Raw genomic sequence first — 17,963 nt, forward strand, 5'->3', positions numbered from 1 at the left:
GGACTGTCAGTCCTTCTTGTAGAGCAGCCAGCTCTTGCCGGCCCGGGGGCCTGCCATCGTCGAGTGCCTGGTGACGCGGTTGCGGCCGCTGACCTTCGAGCGATAGAGCGCCCGGTCGGCCTTGGTGTAGAGATCTTCGGGTCCTTCGGCTTCGGACGCCATGCAGATACCCATCGAGACGGTAACGGTGCCGTAATTCGTACCGGTCTGGCTGCTGGTGAACGGCGTCTGCGCGATCAGGGCACGAATACGCTCCGCGACGTCATAGGTGGCGTCCTCGCTGGCGCCCTCGATGATCAGCGCGAACTCCTCGCCGCCGGTGCGGGCGACGAACATGTCGCCGCGAATGCTGGTCTGGAAAATATCGGCGATGCTCTGGATGATCTTGTCGCCGACCGGGTGGCCATAGCGGTCGTTGATATCCTTGAAGCGGTCGATGTCGACAAGAACCAGGGCGTTGAACAGGATACCCCTGTTGCTGTTGTAGATCCTGGTGATCTCCTTGTCGAAGGCGCGCCGATTCCAGATATGGGTCAACGGATCGGTGTCGGCCAGCCGCTTATACTCCTCAAGCTTCGACTTGACGCTCTCGAGTTCGGCCGTCTTGTCGCTGAGCGTCGAGGCCACCTGCCGGCCGTGATCGATCGTCGAATTGGTGGCAACCGCCATGGCGTTGGCGATCTTCTGCAGGAGATCCTGAGAGAGAAGGCTGCGGCCGCTGAGGCCGCTCGATGTCTCATCGAGGATCCTGCCGTATTTCTCGATGTGGCTGCGCTCGCTCCGCAGCAGCGAAGCAACCTCCTCGAGCTCCCTGGCAATGACGTCTCGGGCATGCTCGACGATGCCAGGACCATGGTTGTGGGCAAAGAAAGTGCGCCCGATCTGATCCAGTTCATCCTGTGTCGGCCGGCTGGTCAGCGAAACGACGGCCAGGCCGAGTTCGCGATTGGTGCCGCTCAGGGCCTCATAGAAGATCTCGTAATTTCGCGGCAGGCCGAGCACGCCCAATTGGCGCATTGTCGCGACAACAGTAGCTGCGATGTCGGTGCTTCGTTCGGTCGAGACAGCTGCCGGCTGCATCTTGGTTCTTCCCCTCGGATGTTCCGCGGAATTCGCGGGATCCCTTTGTCGCCGAGCCCTGGGGAATGCGACCGACGCTTCGGAACAACTTGCGAAGGGATGCGTCCCCACCCACGGCCTTCGCTTGCAGGTGACCATAAATGCGCTGTCGCTAAAGTTTCCTTAACTGACAGAGGTTCAGCGGTTTTCTCTGTCTGCGGGCTGTAAAAGCCCTAATCCGCGCGTCCAACAGTTGGAAACAACGCCCGGTGCGGCGGCTTGAATTCGCGATTCGCGCATCGCACTTTTGAAAATGAAACCGAATTTCGGATTCTCCACGCCAGTACATGTCGCATTTGCTTGCGTGCGTGCGCGGCAAAGCTGGAATCCTGAAAGCGATGCCAGGCACTTTTCTTCAAGGAGGATCGACGTGAGTGATGGTCACCAGGGATCGTGTCTGTGCGGAGCCGTCCGCTTCAGAACGAACGGAGCGCTGCGTGGCGTCGTCTATTGCCATTGCTCGCAATGCCGCAAGCAGAGCGGACATTTCTATGCCGCGACCAATGTTGCCAACGCCGACATTGTGATCGAGGGCACGGAAAGTATCACCTGGTACGAAGCCTCTACCTTCGCCAGGCGTGGGTTCTGCAAGGCATGCGGATCGGTGCTGTTCTGGAAGCCGCGAGACCAGGACTACGTTCAGTCATGGCGGGATCGTTCGACAAGCCGACAGGCCTTGAGGGGGAATGCCATATCTTCGTCGGTGACAAGGGCGACTATTATTCGATCGACGATGGGCTGCCACAGTTTGAAAAGTCGACACCGTCCATACCGGTTGCTGAATGAATCTTGGACAAGTCACCTTATTCCATTGATCTGGCCAGCCATTGCATTATCCCGTGCCGGTGATTCGCAAAGGGGTTTGGCATGCAGCGGCTGATCGATGCTTATTTCAATTCGGTGCGGGCGTTTCGCAAGCTGGCCACCAGCGAGAAGGCTTTCCAGCAGGAGCTGATGCTGCTGGCGCTTGCCTTGCCGCTCGGCTGGTTCGTTTCGATCTCGTGGCGCGGCTATGCCTTGCTGATTGGCGCCGTGCTGCTCTTGATCATGGTCGAAGTGCTGAACACCGGCATCGAGGCGGCATGCGACGCTTTCAGCCGCGAGTTCAATGTCGATATCCAGTTGGCCAAGGATTGCGGTTCGCTGGCGGTGCTGATTTCGGTGCTCATCGTCGCCGGCGTCTGGGGCATCGCCATCATCGAGCGGATCACTGGTCTACCGATCTAGCATCTTGGTTCCTATATGACGGTCACCAAAGGAAACCGTCATGTCTGAAGCCACGAACCTTCTGCTTCTCGAGCGGGCCGGCCTGCCGGACGATCTGCGCTGGCTCGTCGAAAAATACCCGCGTGAAAACTGGCAGGACCATGCCAACATCCACGGCATCGCCAATATGTGGCTGCAGCGGCACGACATGTTCCGCGAACTTGGCGGCATGCTGACCAAGGGCATTGGCGATTATCGCGAGGGCAGGTTGACGGCGCCCGACTTCGCACGCTGGTTCGCGCCGCGCCTCAATCATTTTCTCGGTAATCTCGATGGCCACCACAATGTCGAGGATTACCAATATTTCCCGGTCTTCACCAAGGCCGAGCCCCGGCTGAGGCGCGGCTTCGAGATTCTCGATGCCGACCACCACACCATCCATGAAGGGCTGGAGCGCAATGCCGAGGCGGCCAATGCCTTCATCAAGACGCTGCAGCAGAGCGAGGACAGACAGCGCTTCGCCGCCGACGCCTATGCCGACGAAAACAGCCGGCTGATCGCCATGTTGACCCGGCATCTTGCCGACGAGGAAGACCTGATCATTCCGCTGATCCTCGATCGGGGTGATGTGGCGCTCGGTGTAGATTGACGATCAGCTCTCCTTGGCACTCTCCCTCCTGGCGATATGACGGGCGACGAACCAGGCAAGGATCGCCACTGCCAGGCCGATGCCAAGCCCGACGAGCAACCGTTCATGGCGCATGAACGCCTGGCCGATGAAGTGCTCGGCCCCCAGTCCAAAGACGTAACCGATCGTGCCGAACAGCGCTGCCCAGATCGCCGATGAAATGGCGTTGAGGATGACGAAGCGCGGCGCAGGGATATTGGAAAGCCCGGCCGCGATGCCGCCGACCAGGCGCATGCCGTAGACGTAGCGGTTCGACAGCACGAAGATGTTGGGATGGGTATTCAGCAGCCGATAGGCGCGGCGGAAACCTGGCCGTTTGCGCAATCTGACGACATAACGGTGGTCGGCGAAGCTTCGTCCAAGGGTGAAGAAGAAGGTGTCGCCGACAAAGGCGCCGAGGGCCGCCGCGACAAAGGCGTGCCACAGCACGAAGACATGCTGATGCGCCAAGAAGCCGCCGAGGATGGCGGCACTTTCACCTTCGGCGACGCAGCCCAGAAAGACCGCAAGCAGCCCGTATTGTTCGATGAAATGATGGATCGCGTCGGTCATGAAGCCGACTGCTGCGAAGACAGCCTTTCGTCGATCCGCTTGACGAGATCGGCCAGCCGCACGATCTCGTCGCGCATGCCGAGGATCTGGCCGTGGCGGAGTTCATCCAGCTTTTCATGCAGCGCCATGATCTCGATCTCGGCCTTCAGATTGACCTCATAATCGTGGGCGGCGTCGATGCGGTCGCGTTCGGTCTGGCGGTTCTGCGCCATCATGATCACCGGCGCCTGCAAGGCGGCGACCATCGATAGAACGAGATTCAGGAAGATGAACGGGTAGGGATCGAAGGCGTCGCGTGACAGCAGCCACACATTGCCTGATGTCCACAGGATCAGAAAGGCGAGAAAGGTCAGGATGAAGGACCATGAGCCGCCGATGCGGGCGATCGTATCGGCAAGCCGGTCGCCGAAGGTCTGGTGGAAGGCAACAGCCTTGTTGGTGTCCCGCGAGATGGTGGTGCGTTCGAGCGTCGATTGCAGCACCCGGCTTTCGAGTTGGCTGAGGCCGTCCGGCCGCCGCTTGAGCCAGCGGTTCGCCAGGTCGTCGATCGTCTTGTTCATGGCCATCTCCAGGGTCTTTGGCTTGCCGTAAGAGGTAGAGGCTGCCGGCTCACACGGGAAGTGTTAGATTGATTCCAGTTGCCGAGGGACCAATGGCCGATTTCAAGAAAATTCGCGCACGCGCCGCAAAACGCAAGGGCGGCGAAGAGGAACTGACGTCGCTGCTGGGTCCGGCGCCTGACAATGCCGCCGTGGCTGACATCGCCGATGACCGCATTCTCTCTGTTATGGCCGAACGCGTCTTCGCCGCTGGTTTCGTCTGGCGGGTCATCGAGCAGAAATGGCCAGGCTTCGAAGAGGCGTTCCTGCGCTTCGAGCCGAAGCGGCTGTTGTTCCAGCCCGATGATTTCTGGCACGATCTGACGGCCGACCAGCGCATCGTGCGCAACCCGCAGAAGATCAGATCCGTGCGCGACAACGCTGCCTTCGTCGAGCGCGTGTCGAAGGAATATGGCGGTTTCGGCCAATTCCTCGCCAACTGGCCGGCTGACGACCAGGTCGGGCTGATGGCCTGGCTCGGCAAGCATGGCAGCCGGCTGGGCGGCAATACGGGCCAGTATTTCCTGCGCTGGCTGGGTTGGGATGCGTTCGTCATCTCGGGCGATATGGCCGCGGCGTTGCGCGACGCCGGCCTCGACATCGCCGAAAGCCCGACCTCGAAGAGGGACCTCGACAAGATCCAGGCACAGATCAACCAGTGGGTGGTGCAGACAGGCCTGCCGCGCCGGCATATTTCACGCATCCTGGCGATGTCGATCGGCGAGAATCATTCGCCGCAAGCGTTGCGCGAATATATGGGCGACGATTGATACCTGGTCGTCTCGCCACGATTGAAGCACGTCGATCGGTCCGCACACGATTGACGTATGTCAATCGGTCCGAATTGGTCCAAACGAACGCCATTGCCCGGGCAATTTTGCCGCGCTAAGTCAGCAGGCATGACCAAGAAGCTCGACATCCTGCGCATCGCCGTCGCCCAGCTCAATCCGACTGTCGGCGACATATCAGGCAATCTCGCCAAGGCCCGCGAGGCGAGGGCGGATGCCGCACGTCAAGGCGCCGATCTCGTGCTCTATACCGAGCTTTTCCTCGCCGGCTACCCGCCGGAGGATCTGGTGCTGAAGCCGGCCTTTTTGAAAGCCTGCGAAAAGGCGGCACAGGATTTTGCCGCCGACACCGCGGATGGCGGTCCCGGCGTCATCATCGGCACGCCGTTGAAGCGCAAGAGCGGCACGCACAATTCGATCGTCTTCGCCGATGGCGGCAAGATCATTGCCGAACGTTACAAGCTCGATCTGCCGAACTACGGCGAGTTCGACGAGAAGCGCGTCTTCCAGGCTGGACCCGAGATCCAGGGGCCGGTCAATTTCCGCGGCGTGCGCATCGGAGTTCCGATCTGCGAGGACATCTGGGGCGATGTCGATATCTGCGAGTCGCTGGCCGAAAGCGGGGCGGAAATCCTGCTGGTGCCGAACGGCTCGCCCTATTATCGCGCCAAGATCGATGTCCGCCACCAGGTCGTCATCCGCCAGGTCATCGAATGCGGGCTGCCGATGATCTATGCCAACCAGCTTGGCGGGCAGGACGAGTTGATCTTCGACGGCGCGTCGTTTGCCATTGGCGCCGACAAGACGCTTGCCTTCCAGATGAGCCAGTTCGAGGAAGCGGTCGACATCACCACCTGGAAAAGACAAGGGGATCACTGGGTCTGCTCGGAAGGGCCGATGTCGAAAATCCCGGACCGGGAGGAGGCCGACTATCGCGCCTGCATGTTGGGCCTGCGCGACTACGTCAACAAGAACGGCTTCAAGAATGTGGTGCTTGGTCTGTCCGGCGGCATCGATTCGGCGATCTGCGCGGCGCTCGCCGTCGATGCGCTCGGCGAGGAACGCCTGCGCGCCGTCATGATGCCCTATCGCTACACCTCGAAGGACTCGCTGAAGGATGCCGAGGATTGCGCCCGTGCGCTCGGCTGCCGCTATGACATCGTGCCGATCTTCGAGCCGGTCGAAGGGTTCCTGCACGCGCTGACGCAGATGTTCGAAGGCACCAAGGAAGGCATCACCGAGGAGAATTTGCAGAGCCGCGCGCGCGGCACCATCCTGATGGCGATCTCCAACAAGTTCGGCTCGATGGTCGTCACCACGGGCAACAAGAGCGAGATGTCGGTTGGCTACGCCACGCTCTATGGTGACATGAATGGCGGCTTCAATCCGATCAAGGACCTTTACAAGATGCAGGTCTACGCGCTGTCGCGCTGGCGCAACAGCCACGTGCCGCCGGGCGCGCTCGGGCCCTCGGGCGAGGTGATCCCGAAAAACATCATCGACAAGGCGCCATCGGCGGAATTGCGCGAGAACCAGACCGACCAGGATTCGCTGCCGCCCTATCCGGTGCTGGACGACATCCTCGAATGCCTGGTGGAAAATGAGATGGGTGTCGACGACATCGTCGCGCGCGGCCATGACCGGGCGACGGTGACGCGCATCGAGCATCTGCTCTACATCGCAGAATACAAGCGAAGGCAGGCCGCGCCGGGCGTGAAGATCACCAAAAAGAATTTTGGCCGCGACCGCCGCTATCCCATCACCAACCGGTTCAGGGATCGCAGCTAGGTACCGAAAGCGCGCGCGGCGGCCCGGCCGGAGACAGCCATGCCCGATTGTGAAATCAGCTTCGACATGTCACGGATCGATTTCCGCGCGACATCGGACCTGTTGATGGCAAGCTATTGGGGCGCCGGACGCACTGACGAAGTCCATCGCCGCGCCTTTGCCAATTCGCTTTGCGTCGGCGCTTATGTCGATGGCAGGCAAGTCGGCTTCGGCCGCGCGATCACCGATCGCACGGTGTTCGCCTATCTCGCCGATATCATCGTCTGGCCGGAGAATCGCGGGCAAGGCATAGGCAGCCGGCTTGTTCAGGCCCTGATCGATCATCCGGAGGTCAGGACCGTTTTCCATTGGAGCCTGTCGACCAGCGATGCCCATGGCATGTATGAAAAGCTCGGGTTCAAGCCATCAACCGATGGCCGCTACATGCGTTTGGATCGCGTTCCTGAATGAGGCGCGGCTTGCCCGCCATTGTTGCAAAATAATCGCAGTGGTTGGACCAGATACGCTTTTGGCACCAGCCCGTCTTGGCGATGCATCGAAGCGTCTCTATAAGAACCCCTCCGCAATTGTCTTGCGGGAGGTCCGAATGGCAGTATTTCACATGGTAATGCGAGGCCGCGAAGCCTAGGTCTCATCCGGCGCTCCGCGAAGGTTTCCCCTTCGTGCTGATGCCGGATCGAGCACAGGCTTATGCCGATGCCGATCGCCGCCCGATTATGGGCGATACGCCAAATATGCCGCTCCGTTTCCGGGCAATCATTGGCCCCTTGCGCGGCTTCTTCAATTTTCGACCTACTGGGATCGGGCTCGTTTGTGCCCGAATGACATCATGGCTCGTTTTAAGATCGATTTGCGCGCGAGCGCCTTTCGCAGCGTTCTTGGCTTCACGCTTACCCATTGGCGGCGCCAGCCTTGGCGGCTCTCGCTCATCATGGGCAGCTTCCTGCTGTCGACGCTGGCCGATGTGCTGACGCCGCTCTATTCCGGCCGGCTGGTCGACGCCGTCGCCAGCAGCGCCGGCGCCGACGCGATTGCCTGGAATGCCGCAATGACGGCGTTCTCGATGTTGATGGCGCTCGCGCTGGCCGGCGTCGTGTTGCGCAACCTGGCGTTCATGGGGATCGTCGAGCTGACTTTGAAGATGATGGCCGACATCGCCGCCGATGCTTTCCATCGCGTTCAGCGCTTTTCCACCGACTGGCATGCCAACAGCTTTGCCGGCTCGACCGTGCGCAAGGTGACGCGCGGCATGTGGGCGCTCGACCTGCTCAACGACACCATCCTCATCGCGCTGCTGCCGTCAATCGTCATGCTGGTCGGCTCGACATTGCTGCTTGGCTGGTTCTGGCCGTTGATGGGGGCGGTCGTTGCTGCCGGTTCGGTGCTGTTCATCACGGTGACGGCGCTGCTGTCGCTTGGCTATGTCGCGCCGGCGGCAAGGCTCGCCAACACGTGGGATACCCGCCTCGGCGGCTCGCTGGCCGACGCGGTCAGCTGCAACGCCGTGGTCAAGGGCTTTGGCGCCGAGGAGCGCGAAGAACGCCGACTGGCCAAGGTCGTCGCCAAATGGCGTGCGCGCACACGGCGCACCTGGGTGCGCGGCACCATCAACGGCACCACGCAAGGGGTGCTGCTGCTGGTCATGCGCGCCGCGGTGATCGGCCTGGCGCTGATGCTGTGGTCGTGGGGGCAGGCGAGCGCCGGCGACGTTGCCTTCGTGCTGACCTCGCTCTTCGTGCTGCAGGGCTATCTCAGGGATATCGGCACGCATATCCGCAATCTGCAGCGCTCCATCAACGATATGGAAGAGCTGGTCGATTTCCAGTCCGAACCGCTCGGCATCGAGGACCGGCCCGGCGCCAAGCCGATCCGGATCACCGAAGGACGGATCAGCTTTGACAACGTGACCTTTCACTATGGCCATCACCGATCGGCGCTTTACCGCGACTTTTCGGTCGATATCGCGCCGGGTGAGCGCGTCGGGCTGGTCGGCCATTCGGGGTCGGGCAAGACGACCTTCGTCAAGCTTATCCAGCGGCTCTATGATGTGAATGCGGGGAAAATCCTGGTCGACGGCCAGGACATCTCGCAGGTGGCGCAAGCCTCGCTGCGCGGGCAGATCGCCATCGTTCAGCAGGAGCCGATCCTGTTCCACCGGTCGCTGGCCGAAAACATCGCCTATGCCAGGCCGAGTGCGACGCAGGAGGAGATCGAGCATGCCGCGAAGTTGGCGAGTGCGCATGACTTCATCACCAGCCTGCCGAAGGGCTATGGCACGCTGGTCGGGGAACGCGGCGTGAAACTGTCGGGCGGCGAACGTCAGCGCGTGGCGATCGCGCGCGCCTTCCTTGCCGATGCGCGCATCCTGATCCTCGACGAGGCGACATCGAGCCTCGATTCGGAGTCGGAGGTGCTGATCCAGCAGGCGATGGAGCGGCTGATGGTCGGCCGCACGACGCTGGTCATCGCGCACCGGCTTTCGACGGTGAGGGCGCTGGACCGGCTGCTGGTCTTCGATCGCGGCAACATCGTCGAGGAAGGCTCGCATGATGAACTGATCCGGCTGAAAGGCGGCATCTACCGCCGCCTGTTCGAGCGCCAGGCATTGGAACTGACCAAGGGACTTGTGAGCTGAATTGAGGCGGCCTTCAGCTTCGGCCGGAGGCCGCCTCTGTCCGGCACGGTCAGCCCAGCGGGCTGGAGCAGGGCATGCGATCGCAAGGCCGCGGCCAACCCGCCGATCAGCGCATCGATGCTGGCCGACTTGATTTGCCTGTGAAGCCCTGTCCGGATAGTAAGTCTTGAGACCTCTGTTCATCATACTGACCGAGATACGTTGTTTCTACCATTGGTTGATATATATCCGATGGAGGGCAACCCACGGATGTTCTTCACGATGCATCTTTCTGCAAATGCCGAGGAGAAGTTGGCTGCGCCGTCAGTGCTGGAATCTCAGCATGGCTCGGTTCGGCCGCTGGCTGCCGAAGATCTCGAGCGCGTCGCCGCACTCTTCCTGACGAAGTTTCGCCGGCGGCGGCGTCATCTCCTCGATCGCGCGATCGCGGAGACGGCCGCGTATATGAGAGAGATTTACCTCGACCCTGCCGGCCAGTCCGGGGAAAGCAACGCTCTTGTCCAGATCAACCGGCACGGTCGTCTGGGTGGGTTCCTCGGCGTTCTGAAAGCCCGCTACGAGCTCAATGGAGCGGCATTGAACGCGGCGATCATCGGGCCGCTCATGGCCGACCCCGGCACCGATGACGGCTCGGCCGGACCCCAATTGCTGCGTGCCTTGCATCAAGGCGAATTCGATCTGCAGCTGACCGATTCGGCCAACCGGACATCCTTGGCCTTCGCGCGCCCGATGAAGTACCAACTCCTTCCTGTGCATTGTCTGGGATGGACATATGTTTTCCGGCCGGCGGCGATGGCCGCCTCCGCACTGCACCGTAAATGGCCTGGCGTGCCTCGCCTTGTACTCGATCCATGCGCGAGAGCATTCGATGCTCTTGCGAAGAAAAGGTTCGAGCCCCCCGTCGTCCATTCATCGTCGCATCGCACCCACCGTGAGCCGATCGATGCCGTTCAATTTGCCGAGAAGCTGCGGACCCTCCTGTCTGGTTACGCTCTTCGGCCGAGTTGGAAGGATGGGGAACTTGCACGGCTGCTTGCGCTGGCGGCCGAGAAGCGGGCCGACGGCCCCCTTCATTTCGGTGGGACCTACGACGAAACGGGTAAAATGCTCGGTTGTTATGCCTTCTATGGTCAAGCCGGCGGCGTGGCGAACCTGTTGCAGATCCAGGCATCCGGATTGCACTGGGGCGCGACGCTGGATGCGCTTGTCGCCGCCGCATGGGAGATGGGCTGTGTGGGCATCACCGGACAGACGCAGACCAAATTCATACCTCAACTCTTTGGCTACAAGAATGTCTTCTTCCGCTATGCCGGGGGAACAATGGTCCGCTCGCGGATCGCCGAGGTCACGGAAGCGGTCCGCTCCGGCGACATCTTTATCGGTGGATTGGTGGGCGACCGCTGGACCCGCCTCAGTTCCGATGATTTCGGCCGCTGATCGCCTTCAACCGGCAGGATTGCGAACTCGGGTAACGGGTTCCTTCGCCGGCGCGTAGGCTGACGGAGCATCAAACGAAAAAACCGCCTGTGCGGCGGGTCGCTGGCGCAAATCAGCACCATAGCCAAATATGTACCATAGCTGAGGGCACCGAGTCAAGAAAAAATTCCTATCATGAAAAGCTTCCGGCACAAAATGGGCACCGCCCGCCTGGGCGCCGTCGGAGCGTCCACCGCCGGTCTTTTCATTCCAGCCGCCATGTTCTATGTCTGCCGGCCAGCGCGGGGGCGCGTCTTGTCAACCACAAAAGCATCCGGTACGCCCCGTTCATGACAGTTACCGTTCGTTTCGCCCCGTCGCCGACCGGCCGCATTCATATCGGCAATGCGCGCACGGCGCTGTTCAACTGGCTGTTCGCCATGAACAACAAGGGCCGATTCATCCAGCGCTTCGACGACACCGACATTGCGCGCTCGAAGCAGGAGTTTTCCGACGCCATCCTCTACGACCTGCATTGGTTGGGCATTTTTCCCGACGCCACCGAGTACCAGTCGCGGCGCTTCGAAGTCTATGACGCGGCGGTCGAGAGGCTGAAGACGGCAGGCGTTCTCTATGCCTGCTATGAAACGCCGGAGGAACTCGATCTCAGGCGCAAGGTGCGCCGCACGCGCGGCCTGCCACCGGTCTATGGCCGCGAGGCGTTGACTCTGACGCACGAGCAGATCGCCGAATACCAGGCCGATGGCCGCAGGCCGCACTGGCGGTTTCTCCTCCCCAATTTCTCAGGCGATCCACAACAGCCGGAACGCACCGAAATGCACTGGAACGACCTGGTGCGGGGTGAGGAAACCGTCGATCTGGCCTCGCTTTCCGACCCGGTCCTTGTGCGCGAGGACGGCACCTATCTCTATACGCTGCCTTCCGTCGTCGACGACATCGAGATGGGCGTCAGCCATGTCATCCGGGGCGACGACCACGTCACCAACACCGGCGTGCAGATCGCCCTGTTCCAGGCGCTGGCTGCCGAGCCGCCAGTGTTCGGCCACCATAATCTCCTGACCACCGCATCGGGCGAGGGCTTGTCGAAGCGCACCGGCGCGCTCTCGATCGAAAGCCTGCGCGAGGACGGCATCGAGCCGATGGCCGTCGCATCGTTGGCCGTCCTGGTAGGCACTTCGGAAAATGTCGCGGCGGTGCCGACGATGGGCGAACTCGCCGAACGCTTCGATCCGGCGGCGACATCGAAATCCGCCGCCAAGTTCGATCCGGACGAGCTGTTCGTGCTCAACCGGTCGCTGCTGCACCACATGCCGTTTGCCGAGGCACAAGACCGTCTGATCGTGCTCGGCGTCTCCGGCGAGCAAGCCGAACCGTTCTGGCTGGCGGTGCGCGGCAATCTCGACAGGCTGGCCGATGCGGTCAACTGGTGGCGTATCCTGCGCGACGGACCGCAGGAGAAGCCGGAATTTTCCGATGACGACCGCGATTTCCTTCGACAGGCCTTCGATCTGCTGCCGGAGGAACCCTGGAGCGCGACGATCTGGAAGGACTGGACGGGCAAGATCAGGGAAGCGACCGGCCGCAAGGGCAAGGCGTTGTTCATGCCGCTCAGAACAGCCCTTACCGGACTGCCTTCGGGGCCGGAGCTTGCAGATCTATTGCCGCTGATGGGTCGGGAAGGAACGTTGGCCCGACGACCCTGACCTTGCGCTGTTCCGGCGGCAGCGCGGACACAGGCGACGTCACCGGCTTGGCGGAAAGCCGCTTGATCGCCTCGCGGTCGAGCCCGCCTTCCTGATTGGCCAAAGTTTCCGGATCGGCACCTGGATCCGGTTTGGAGATCGGCACCGGAATGAACGGTGCGGAGTCCGTCTCGGGTTGCAACTGTTCCGGATTCGGCGGGTTGCCGGCGATGATCTGAAAACCCTGCGCGGCGGCGTTGCAGCCGCAAGCCGGCGGCCGCGACATATCGGGCTGCTTGTAGAGATAGGCGGTCGGCAATTCGCTGTAGGGCCGGCCGGTGACGGATGACGTCATCGAGGCCGAATCGTCCATGCCGCGCGAATAGAAAACCTGCATCTCGGTGCCGGGGCAGCTCGATTCGCAATTCTTCTGGTCACGTTCGAAATCGCCTGCCGAGGCTGAGTTCGACATCGGGAAGAAGTAGCCGTCGCAGGTGCGCACACAGGAAGTGTGGAACTCACCGCCGACGCTCGGAAAATCGGGTATGCCGGGCTGGTTGAGCACACGGCGGACATTGCGCTCCTCGCCGGGATCGTCGGGCTGGTTGGGCTCATCAAGCATATCGAGCTGCTGGCTGTTGTCGCCAAAAAGCTGATCGAACAGGTTTGCGCTGCCGCCCTCGCGGTTGGCTTCGTGCAAAGGCGCCCGCCGAGGCGCAACGGCGTCGTCGCGGCAGCCATTGGCGTCAAGCGCCGCCAGGATGCGTCCGCGGTCGCGGCGCGAGCCGCCGCCGGCCAGCCGCTCGCGCTTGTTCTGCAAGGCGTCGAGATTGGCATTCATGCGATCGATGGTGGCGTTTAGCCCGGCGCATTGATTGAGGTTGCGGCCAAACAGCGAAAAGCCGCATCCGGCCCGGCTCGCCTGGCCGCGGGCTTTCGAAATCTGCTCATGCTGCCTGGCAATTGCGGAATCGTATTTCCGGATCAGCGCCGGACCGCCACCGCCGCCGCGCGAGGACGCGGCAAGATCGGCTTCCAGCTGGCGGCAGACCCGCGAAGCAGCCTGTGGCTCGGCTACCCCCCAGGTTGCGGACAACAGGAGGCCAAGCAGCATGGCAGCATGCGCCTGCTTCCACCCTCCGCTTGCCATCCGCCCAAACTCCGCCTGCCAAATCCGACTGTTAGCCCGCAATGCTACCGTGTTCGCGGTTAACTGCAGTTTACCGCGAAATCCGTGTTCAGCCCAGATTGACGACCGCCTGTGCCTTGTGGGCGGCTTCCACGACGGCAAGCGCCGTCATGTTGACGACGCCGCGCGAGGTGACCGACGGCGTCAATATATGCGCCGGCATGTCCGTGCCGAGCAGGATCGGCCCGACGTGCAGCGCATCCATCATGGTTCTGAGCGCCGTCAGCGTGATGTTGGCCGAATCGAGGTTGGGGAACACCAGCAGATTGGCTTCGCCCTTCAGCCGTGAATGCGGATAGACGCGCTGGCGCAGATGCTCCGACAGAGCGGAATCGGCGTGCATCTCGCCATCGCATTCCAGCTCTGGGGCAATGCGCGCCAGGATCGCCGCCGCTTGCCGCATCTTCAGGGCACTGGGCGAATCGCGCGAGCCGAAATCCGAATGCGAGAGCAGCGCTGCCTTCGGCTCGATGCCGAAGCGCTGGATTTCTTCCGCCGCCAGCACCGTCATCTCAGCGATTTCTTCCGCCGTCGGGTCGACGGAGACATGCGTGTCGGTCAGGAAGATGATGCCGCGCTGCGAGATCAGCATCGAGAGCGTCGACAGGTCGCGATCCTTGACGCCGGTGCGCGGGCCGATGATCAAGGTGACGTTGCGCAGATGCCGCTCGAAGCGCCCTTCGAGGCCGCAAACCATTGCATCGGCATCGCCGCGTTTCAGCGCAAGTGCTGCGATCACCGTGTTGTCGGTGCGCACCATGGTGCGCGCGGCTTCCGTCGTGACGCCGCGCCGGCCGGCGAGTTCGATCAGAAGGTCGACATAATGGCGGTAGCGCGGATCGTCTTCCGGGTTGATCAGGCCGAAATCCACACCGGGCTTGATGCGCAAGCCGTAGCGCTTCAGGCGCACCTCGATGACGTGCGGCCGGCCGATCAGGATCGGCTCGGCGATGCCTTCCTCGAGCACCACCTGGGCGGCGCGCAGCACGCGCTCATCCTCGCCGTCTGCATAGATGACGCGCTTGGCGCTCGATGCCTTGGCGGACGAGAACACCGGCTTCATCACCAGGCCGGAGCGGAAGACGAAGCGGTTCAGCTTGTCGATATAGGCGGCGAAATCGGTGATCGGCCGCGTCGCGACACCGGTGTCGCAGGCCGCCTTGGCGACCGCGGGCGCTATGCGCAGGATCAGGCGTGGATCGAAGGGCGAAGGGATCAGGAATTCAGGGCCGAAGATCGGCGTCTCGCCGGAATAGGCGCGGGCAGCGACATCTGAAGGTTCCTCGCGGGCAAGGGCTGCGATGGCGCGGACCGCCGCCATCTTCATCTCCTCGTTGATAGCGCTGGCACCACAGTCGAGCGCGCCGCGGAAGATGTAAGGAAAACACAGTACGTTGTTGACCTGATTGGGAAAATCGGACCTGCCTGTGCAGATCATCGCATCGGGACGCGCCGCACGCGCCGTTTCCGGCATGATCTCCGGATTGGGGTTGGCCAGCGCCAGGATCAGCGGTTTTGGCGCCATGTGTTGGAGCAGTTCCGGCTTCAGCACGCCTGCCGCCGACAGGCCAAGGAAGACGTCGGCGCCCGATATGACGTCGGCCAGCGTGCGCGCCTCGGTGTCCTTTACATAAGGGTCTTTCCAGCGGTCCATCTCGTCGGTCCGCCCTTTGTAGGCAACGCCGAAACGGTCGGTGACCCAGATGTTTTCGACTTTGGCGCCGAGCGAGACCAGCAGGTTGAGACAGGCAAGGGCGGCAGCCCCGGCGCCGGAGGTGACGATCTTGATGTCCGATATGGTCTTGCCGGCGAATTCCAGCCCGTTGAGCACGGCGGCGGCGACAATGATGGCGGTGCCGTGCTGGTCGTCGTGGAATACCGGTATGCCCATGCGGGCCTTCAGCTGTTCCTCGACCTCGAAGCATTCCGGTGCCTTGATGTCCTCGAGATTGATGCCGCCGAAAGTCGGCTCGAGCGCCGAGATCGTCTCGACCATGCGCTCGATCCCCGGCGCGTCGATCTCTATGTCGAAGACATCGATGCCGGCGAACTTCTTGAACAGGACGGCCTTGCCTTCCATCACCGGCTTGGAGGCCAGCGGGCCGATATTGCCGAGGCCGAGCACCGCCGATCCGTTGGTGACGACGCCGACCAGATTGGCGCGCGCGGTATAATCGGCGGCGGTCGCCGGGTCGTCGCGGATTTCCAGGCAAGGGGCGGCGACGCCAGGCGAATAGGCGAGCGCGAGGTCGCGCTGGTTGCCGAGCGGCTTGGTCGCCTGGATCTCGAGTTTTCCCGGCCTTGGGTGCTTGTGGAAGTAGAGGGCGGCTTCGTCGAGGTCCGAACGTGCCGTCTTTTTGCTCTCGCCTTCCATGCGGCCGCTCCCTCGAAATCTGGCTGGAGATTCCCTTTTAGCATGCAGCCGTGGTTTTTCGCGACGCTAATTGACGCGCCGGCAGCTTTACCCGGCGGCGCGTAGAAAGTCGCTAATGATCAAATGCTTATGCCGATTCTCTGACGGACGGCTCCTACAGTTTCACGGACAAGTTGATCAAAAGGCGCTGACGTAGAGACCACCATCGACCGGTATGTTCTGCCCGGTCAGATAGCCCGCATGGACCGAGCACAGGAAGGCGCAGATCTGGCCGAATTCTTCCGGCGTGCCGAGCCGCTTGGCCGGAACGTCGGCGCTGATGCGGGTCTTGCGCGCGGCCGCGGCCTCAGGGCTTTCTACGCTGCCGGCTTCATGCGGGCCGCGCAGCCGGTCGGTGTCGAGCTTGCCCGGCAAAAGACTGTTGATGGTCACGTTGCGGTCGATCACCGTTCTGGCCACGCCGGCAAGAAACGAGGTCAGGCCGGCGCGCGCGCCGGACGACAGGTCGAGGCCGGGAATGGGCACATAGACCGACAGCGATGTGATGTTGACGATGCGGCCGAAGCCGCGCGCCGCCATGCCGTCAAGGACAGCCTGGACCAGCTCGATCGGCGTCACCATGTTCTGGGTGACGCCTTCGAGGATCTTTTCGCGATCGAGCGTGCGGAAATCGCGAAGCGGCGGGCCGCCATTGTTGTTGACGAGGATGTCCGGCTCGGGGCAAGCCGCGAGCAGCGCCTTCTGCACCTCCGGCTTCGAAACGTCGCCAACGACTTCCGTCACCGTGACGCCATATCGCTCGCGCAACTCCGCGGCGGTTTTCGCCACCAGCTCGGCATTGCGCCCGTTGACCACGACATCGCAGCCGGCTTCCGCCAGCGCCATGGCGCAACCGCGCCCAAGTCCCTTGCTCGAAGCGCAGACGATGGCCTTCTTTCCGCGGATACCGAGATCCATGACGATTTCTCCTGTGATTTGGCCGGCAAGCTAGTCCTTCGGCTGGACCAATCGCAACCGTCATACGGTTGTTGCATGAATCGGGGCATAGGCTCGCGAAAGCAACGGTGAAATCGCGATGTCCGGCCAAGAGCCCCGCACTTTCCGCAGCATGTTCATTTCCGATGTCCATCTGGGCTCGAAGGCGGCCAAGGCCGAGTTCCTGATCGATTTCCTTCGATATCACGATGCCGATATCATCTATCTGGTGGGCGACATCGTCGACGGCTGGCGGCTGCGGCGGAGCTGGCACTGGCCGCAAAGCCACAATGACGTCGTGCAGAAACTGCTGCGCAAGGCGCGCAAGGGCGCCAACATCACCTACATCGCCGGCAACCATGACGAGTTCGCCCGCCAGTTCCAGGGCGTGCATTTCGGCGGCATCGTCGTCGCCGACCGTGCCATCCACGAGACCGCCGACGGCAAGCGCCTGCTCGTCATCCATGGCGACCAGTTCGACACCGTGGTCCACAATGCGCGCTGGCTCGCCTATCTCGGTGATCACGCCTATGACGCGGCCATGCTGGTCAATCGGGTGGTGACGCGGCTGCGGCAACTGCTCGGCCTGCCGTATTGGTCGTTTTCGTCCTGGGCCAAGCACAACGTCAAGAAGGCGGTGAACTTCATCGGCTCGTTCCAGACCATGCTTGCGGACGAGGCGCGTCGCTCGCATGTCGACGGCGTCATCTGCGGCCACATCCATCATGCCGTCATCGAGAATTTTGGCGATGTCCAGTACATCAATACCGGCGACTGGGTGGAAAGCTGCACGGCCGTGGTCGAGCATTTTGACGGCCGCATGGAAATTCTGACCTGGGCGCAGGTGCTGCCCGAAGCGCCGGACGAGCCCTTTATCCCGTTGCTCATCGAAGACCGGGTAGGGCAGGCAGCATAGTCCGAAGTCTTTTCG

The 17,963-nt window shown here is 62.0% G+C and carries 15 protein-coding genes and 1 pseudogene; 10 read left to right on the plus strand and 6 right to left on the minus strand.

The genetic code is table 11. From position 1 onward, the window contains the following. Positions 1–6 precede the first annotated feature (6 nt). Entirely contained in the window at positions 7–1,080 is a 1,074-nt protein-coding gene (locus EOA19_RS10630; RefSeq protein WP_128303550.1) for a diguanylate cyclase, read from the minus strand. Positions 1,081–1,489: 409 nt separating this feature from the next. Here EOA19_RS10630 and EOA19_RS10635 point away from each other — a divergent pair. From EOA19_RS10635 to EOA19_RS10645, 3 genes and pseudogenes are all read left to right on the plus strand, one after another. Beyond that, positions 1,490–1,905 (plus strand): annotated as a pseudogene (locus EOA19_RS10635) (GFA family protein). An 81-nt stretch (positions 1,906–1,986) separates the two neighbouring features. Next, positions 1,987–2,346, plus strand: coding sequence for a diacylglycerol kinase (locus EOA19_RS10640; protein ID WP_023810560.1), 360 nt, complete (start codon positions 1,987–1,989; stop codon positions 2,344–2,346). Between the two features lie 40 nt (positions 2,347–2,386). Continuing rightward, positions 2,387–2,974: a hemerythrin domain-containing protein gene (locus EOA19_RS10645; protein ID WP_128303551.1), complete on the plus strand. Its 588-nt coding sequence runs from the start codon at positions 2,387–2,389 to the stop codon at positions 2,972–2,974. 3 nt (positions 2,975–2,977) lie between these two features. Here the strand turns inward: EOA19_RS10645 and EOA19_RS10650 are convergent, their stop codons facing one another. Continuing rightward, the gene (locus EOA19_RS10650) at positions 2,978–3,565 is read right to left on the minus strand and encodes a DedA family protein (protein ID WP_128303552.1); all 588 of its coding nucleotides are present in this window, start codon (positions 3,563–3,565) and stop codon (positions 2,978–2,980) included. After that, positions 3,562–4,125 carry a DUF1003 domain-containing protein gene (locus EOA19_RS10655; protein ID WP_128303553.1) on the minus strand — a complete coding sequence of 188 codons (564 nt, stop codon included), beginning with the start codon at positions 4,123–4,125 and terminating at the stop codon, positions 3,562–3,564. Before EOA19_RS10655 ends, EOA19_RS10650 begins: the two co-directional genes overlap by 4 nt. Positions 4,126–4,217: 92 nt before the next feature. Between EOA19_RS10655 and EOA19_RS10660 the strand changes: the two genes are divergently transcribed. The 6 genes from EOA19_RS10660 to gltX all read left to right on the plus strand — a co-directional run bounded on the left by EOA19_RS10660 (position 4,218) and on the right by gltX (position 12,515). After that, on the plus strand, positions 4,218–4,934 hold the full coding sequence (locus EOA19_RS10660; RefSeq protein WP_127268644.1) for a DNA-3-methyladenine glycosylase I: 717 nt from the start codon (positions 4,218–4,220) through the stop codon (positions 4,932–4,934). A gap of 129 nt (positions 4,935–5,063) precedes the next feature. Beyond that, the gene (locus EOA19_RS10665; protein WP_127327284.1) at positions 5,064–6,740 is read left to right on the plus strand and encodes an NAD+ synthase; all 1,677 of its coding nucleotides are present in this window, start codon (positions 5,064–5,066) and stop codon (positions 6,738–6,740) included. A gap of 39 nt (positions 6,741–6,779) precedes the next feature. Next, positions 6,780–7,190 (plus strand): GNAT family N-acetyltransferase, encoded by a 411-nt coding sequence (locus EOA19_RS10670; RefSeq protein ID WP_128303554.1) that lies wholly within the window; start codon positions 6,780–6,782, stop codon positions 7,188–7,190. A gap of 379 nt (positions 7,191–7,569) precedes the next feature. Beyond that, entirely contained in the window at positions 7,570–9,375 is a 1,806-nt protein-coding gene (locus EOA19_RS10675; protein WP_128303555.1) for an ABC transporter ATP-binding protein, read from the plus strand. 249 nt (positions 9,376–9,624) lie between these two features. Further along, positions 9,625–10,812: a hypothetical protein gene (locus EOA19_RS10680; RefSeq protein WP_245486129.1), complete on the plus strand. Its 1,188-nt coding sequence runs from the start codon at positions 9,625–9,627 to the stop codon at positions 10,810–10,812. A gap of 329 nt (positions 10,813–11,141) precedes the next feature. Further along, positions 11,142–12,515: a glutamate--tRNA ligase gene (gene gltX, locus EOA19_RS10685; protein WP_128303556.1), complete on the plus strand. Its 1,374-nt coding sequence runs from the start codon at positions 11,142–11,144 to the stop codon at positions 12,513–12,515. On the opposite strand, the gene EOA19_RS10690 is transcribed toward gltX, so the two are convergent. From EOA19_RS10690 to EOA19_RS10700, 3 genes are all read right to left on the minus strand, one after another. Then, positions 12,433–13,644, minus strand: coding sequence for a DUF2865 domain-containing protein (locus EOA19_RS10690; RefSeq protein WP_128303557.1), 1,212 nt, complete (start codon positions 13,642–13,644; stop codon positions 12,433–12,435). The two genes, gltX and EOA19_RS10690, sit on opposite strands and share 83 nt — an antisense overlap. Positions 13,645–13,732: 88 nt before the next feature. Then, the gene (locus EOA19_RS10695; RefSeq protein ID WP_128303558.1) at positions 13,733–16,057 is read right to left on the minus strand and encodes an NADP-dependent malic enzyme; all 2,325 of its coding nucleotides are present in this window, start codon (positions 16,055–16,057) and stop codon (positions 13,733–13,735) included. A 177-nt stretch (positions 16,058–16,234) separates the two neighbouring features. Beyond that, entirely contained in the window at positions 16,235–17,014 is a 780-nt protein-coding gene (locus EOA19_RS10700; RefSeq protein WP_127327290.1) for an SDR family oxidoreductase, read from the minus strand. A 118-nt stretch (positions 17,015–17,132) separates the two neighbouring features. Here EOA19_RS10700 and EOA19_RS10705 point away from each other — a divergent pair, with 118 nt between their 5' ends. Then, on the plus strand, positions 17,133–17,948 hold the full coding sequence (locus EOA19_RS10705; protein WP_013531888.1) for a UDP-2,3-diacylglucosamine diphosphatase: 816 nt from the start codon (positions 17,133–17,135) through the stop codon (positions 17,946–17,948). The last annotated feature ends 15 nt before the right edge of the window (positions 17,949–17,963 follow it).

The sequence above is a fragment of the Mesorhizobium sp. M7A.F.Ca.US.010.02.1.1 genome, assembly GCF_004023085.1.
Classification (GTDB): domain Bacteria; phylum Pseudomonadota; class Alphaproteobacteria; order Rhizobiales; family Rhizobiaceae; genus Mesorhizobium.

What these genes read in the sequence shown, in the direction of transcription:
- EOA19_RS10645 (WP_128303551.1), top strand. Translation starts at nt 2,387, where the DNA reads ATGTCTGAAGCCACGAACCTTCTGCTTCTCGAGCGGGCCGGCCTGCCG.
- EOA19_RS10665 (WP_127327284.1), top strand. Translation starts at nt 5,064, where the DNA reads ATGACCAAGAAGCTCGACATCCTGCGCATCGCCGTCGCCCAGCTCAAT.
- EOA19_RS10700 (WP_127327290.1), bottom strand. Translation starts at nt 17,014, where the DNA reads ATGGATCTCGGTATCCGCGGAAAGAAGGCCATCGTCTGCGCTTCGAGC.
- gltX (WP_128303556.1), top strand. Translation starts at nt 11,142, where the DNA reads ATGACAGTTACCGTTCGTTTCGCCCCGTCGCCGACCGGCCGCATTCAT.
- EOA19_RS10660 (WP_127268644.1), top strand. Translation starts at nt 4,218, where the DNA reads ATGGCCGATTTCAAGAAAATTCGCGCACGCGCCGCAAAACGCAAGGGC.
- EOA19_RS10640 (WP_023810560.1), top strand. Translation starts at nt 1,987, where the DNA reads ATGCAGCGGCTGATCGATGCTTATTTCAATTCGGTGCGGGCGTTTCGC.
- EOA19_RS10705 (WP_013531888.1), top strand. Translation starts at nt 17,133, where the DNA reads ATGTCCGGCCAAGAGCCCCGCACTTTCCGCAGCATGTTCATTTCCGAT.
- EOA19_RS10650 (WP_128303552.1), bottom strand. Translation starts at nt 3,565, where the DNA reads ATGACCGACGCGATCCATCATTTCATCGAACAATACGGGCTGCTTGCG.
- EOA19_RS10670 (WP_128303554.1), top strand. Translation starts at nt 6,780, where the DNA reads ATGCCCGATTGTGAAATCAGCTTCGACATGTCACGGATCGATTTCCGC.
- EOA19_RS10690 (WP_128303557.1), bottom strand. Translation starts at nt 13,644, where the DNA reads ATGGCAAGCGGAGGGTGGAAGCAGGCGCATGCTGCCATGCTGCTTGGC.
- EOA19_RS10680 (WP_245486129.1), top strand. Translation starts at nt 9,625, where the DNA reads ATGTTCTTCACGATGCATCTTTCTGCAAATGCCGAGGAGAAGTTGGCT.
- EOA19_RS10675 (WP_128303555.1), top strand. Translation starts at nt 7,570, where the DNA reads ATGGCTCGTTTTAAGATCGATTTGCGCGCGAGCGCCTTTCGCAGCGTT.
- EOA19_RS10695 (WP_128303558.1), bottom strand. Translation starts at nt 16,057, where the DNA reads ATGGAAGGCGAGAGCAAAAAGACGGCACGTTCGGACCTCGACGAAGCC.
- EOA19_RS10630 (WP_128303550.1), bottom strand. Translation starts at nt 1,080, where the DNA reads ATGCAGCCGGCAGCTGTCTCGACCGAACGAAGCACCGACATCGCAGCT.
- EOA19_RS10655 (WP_128303553.1), bottom strand. Translation starts at nt 4,125, where the DNA reads ATGAACAAGACGATCGACGACCTGGCGAACCGCTGGCTCAAGCGGCGG.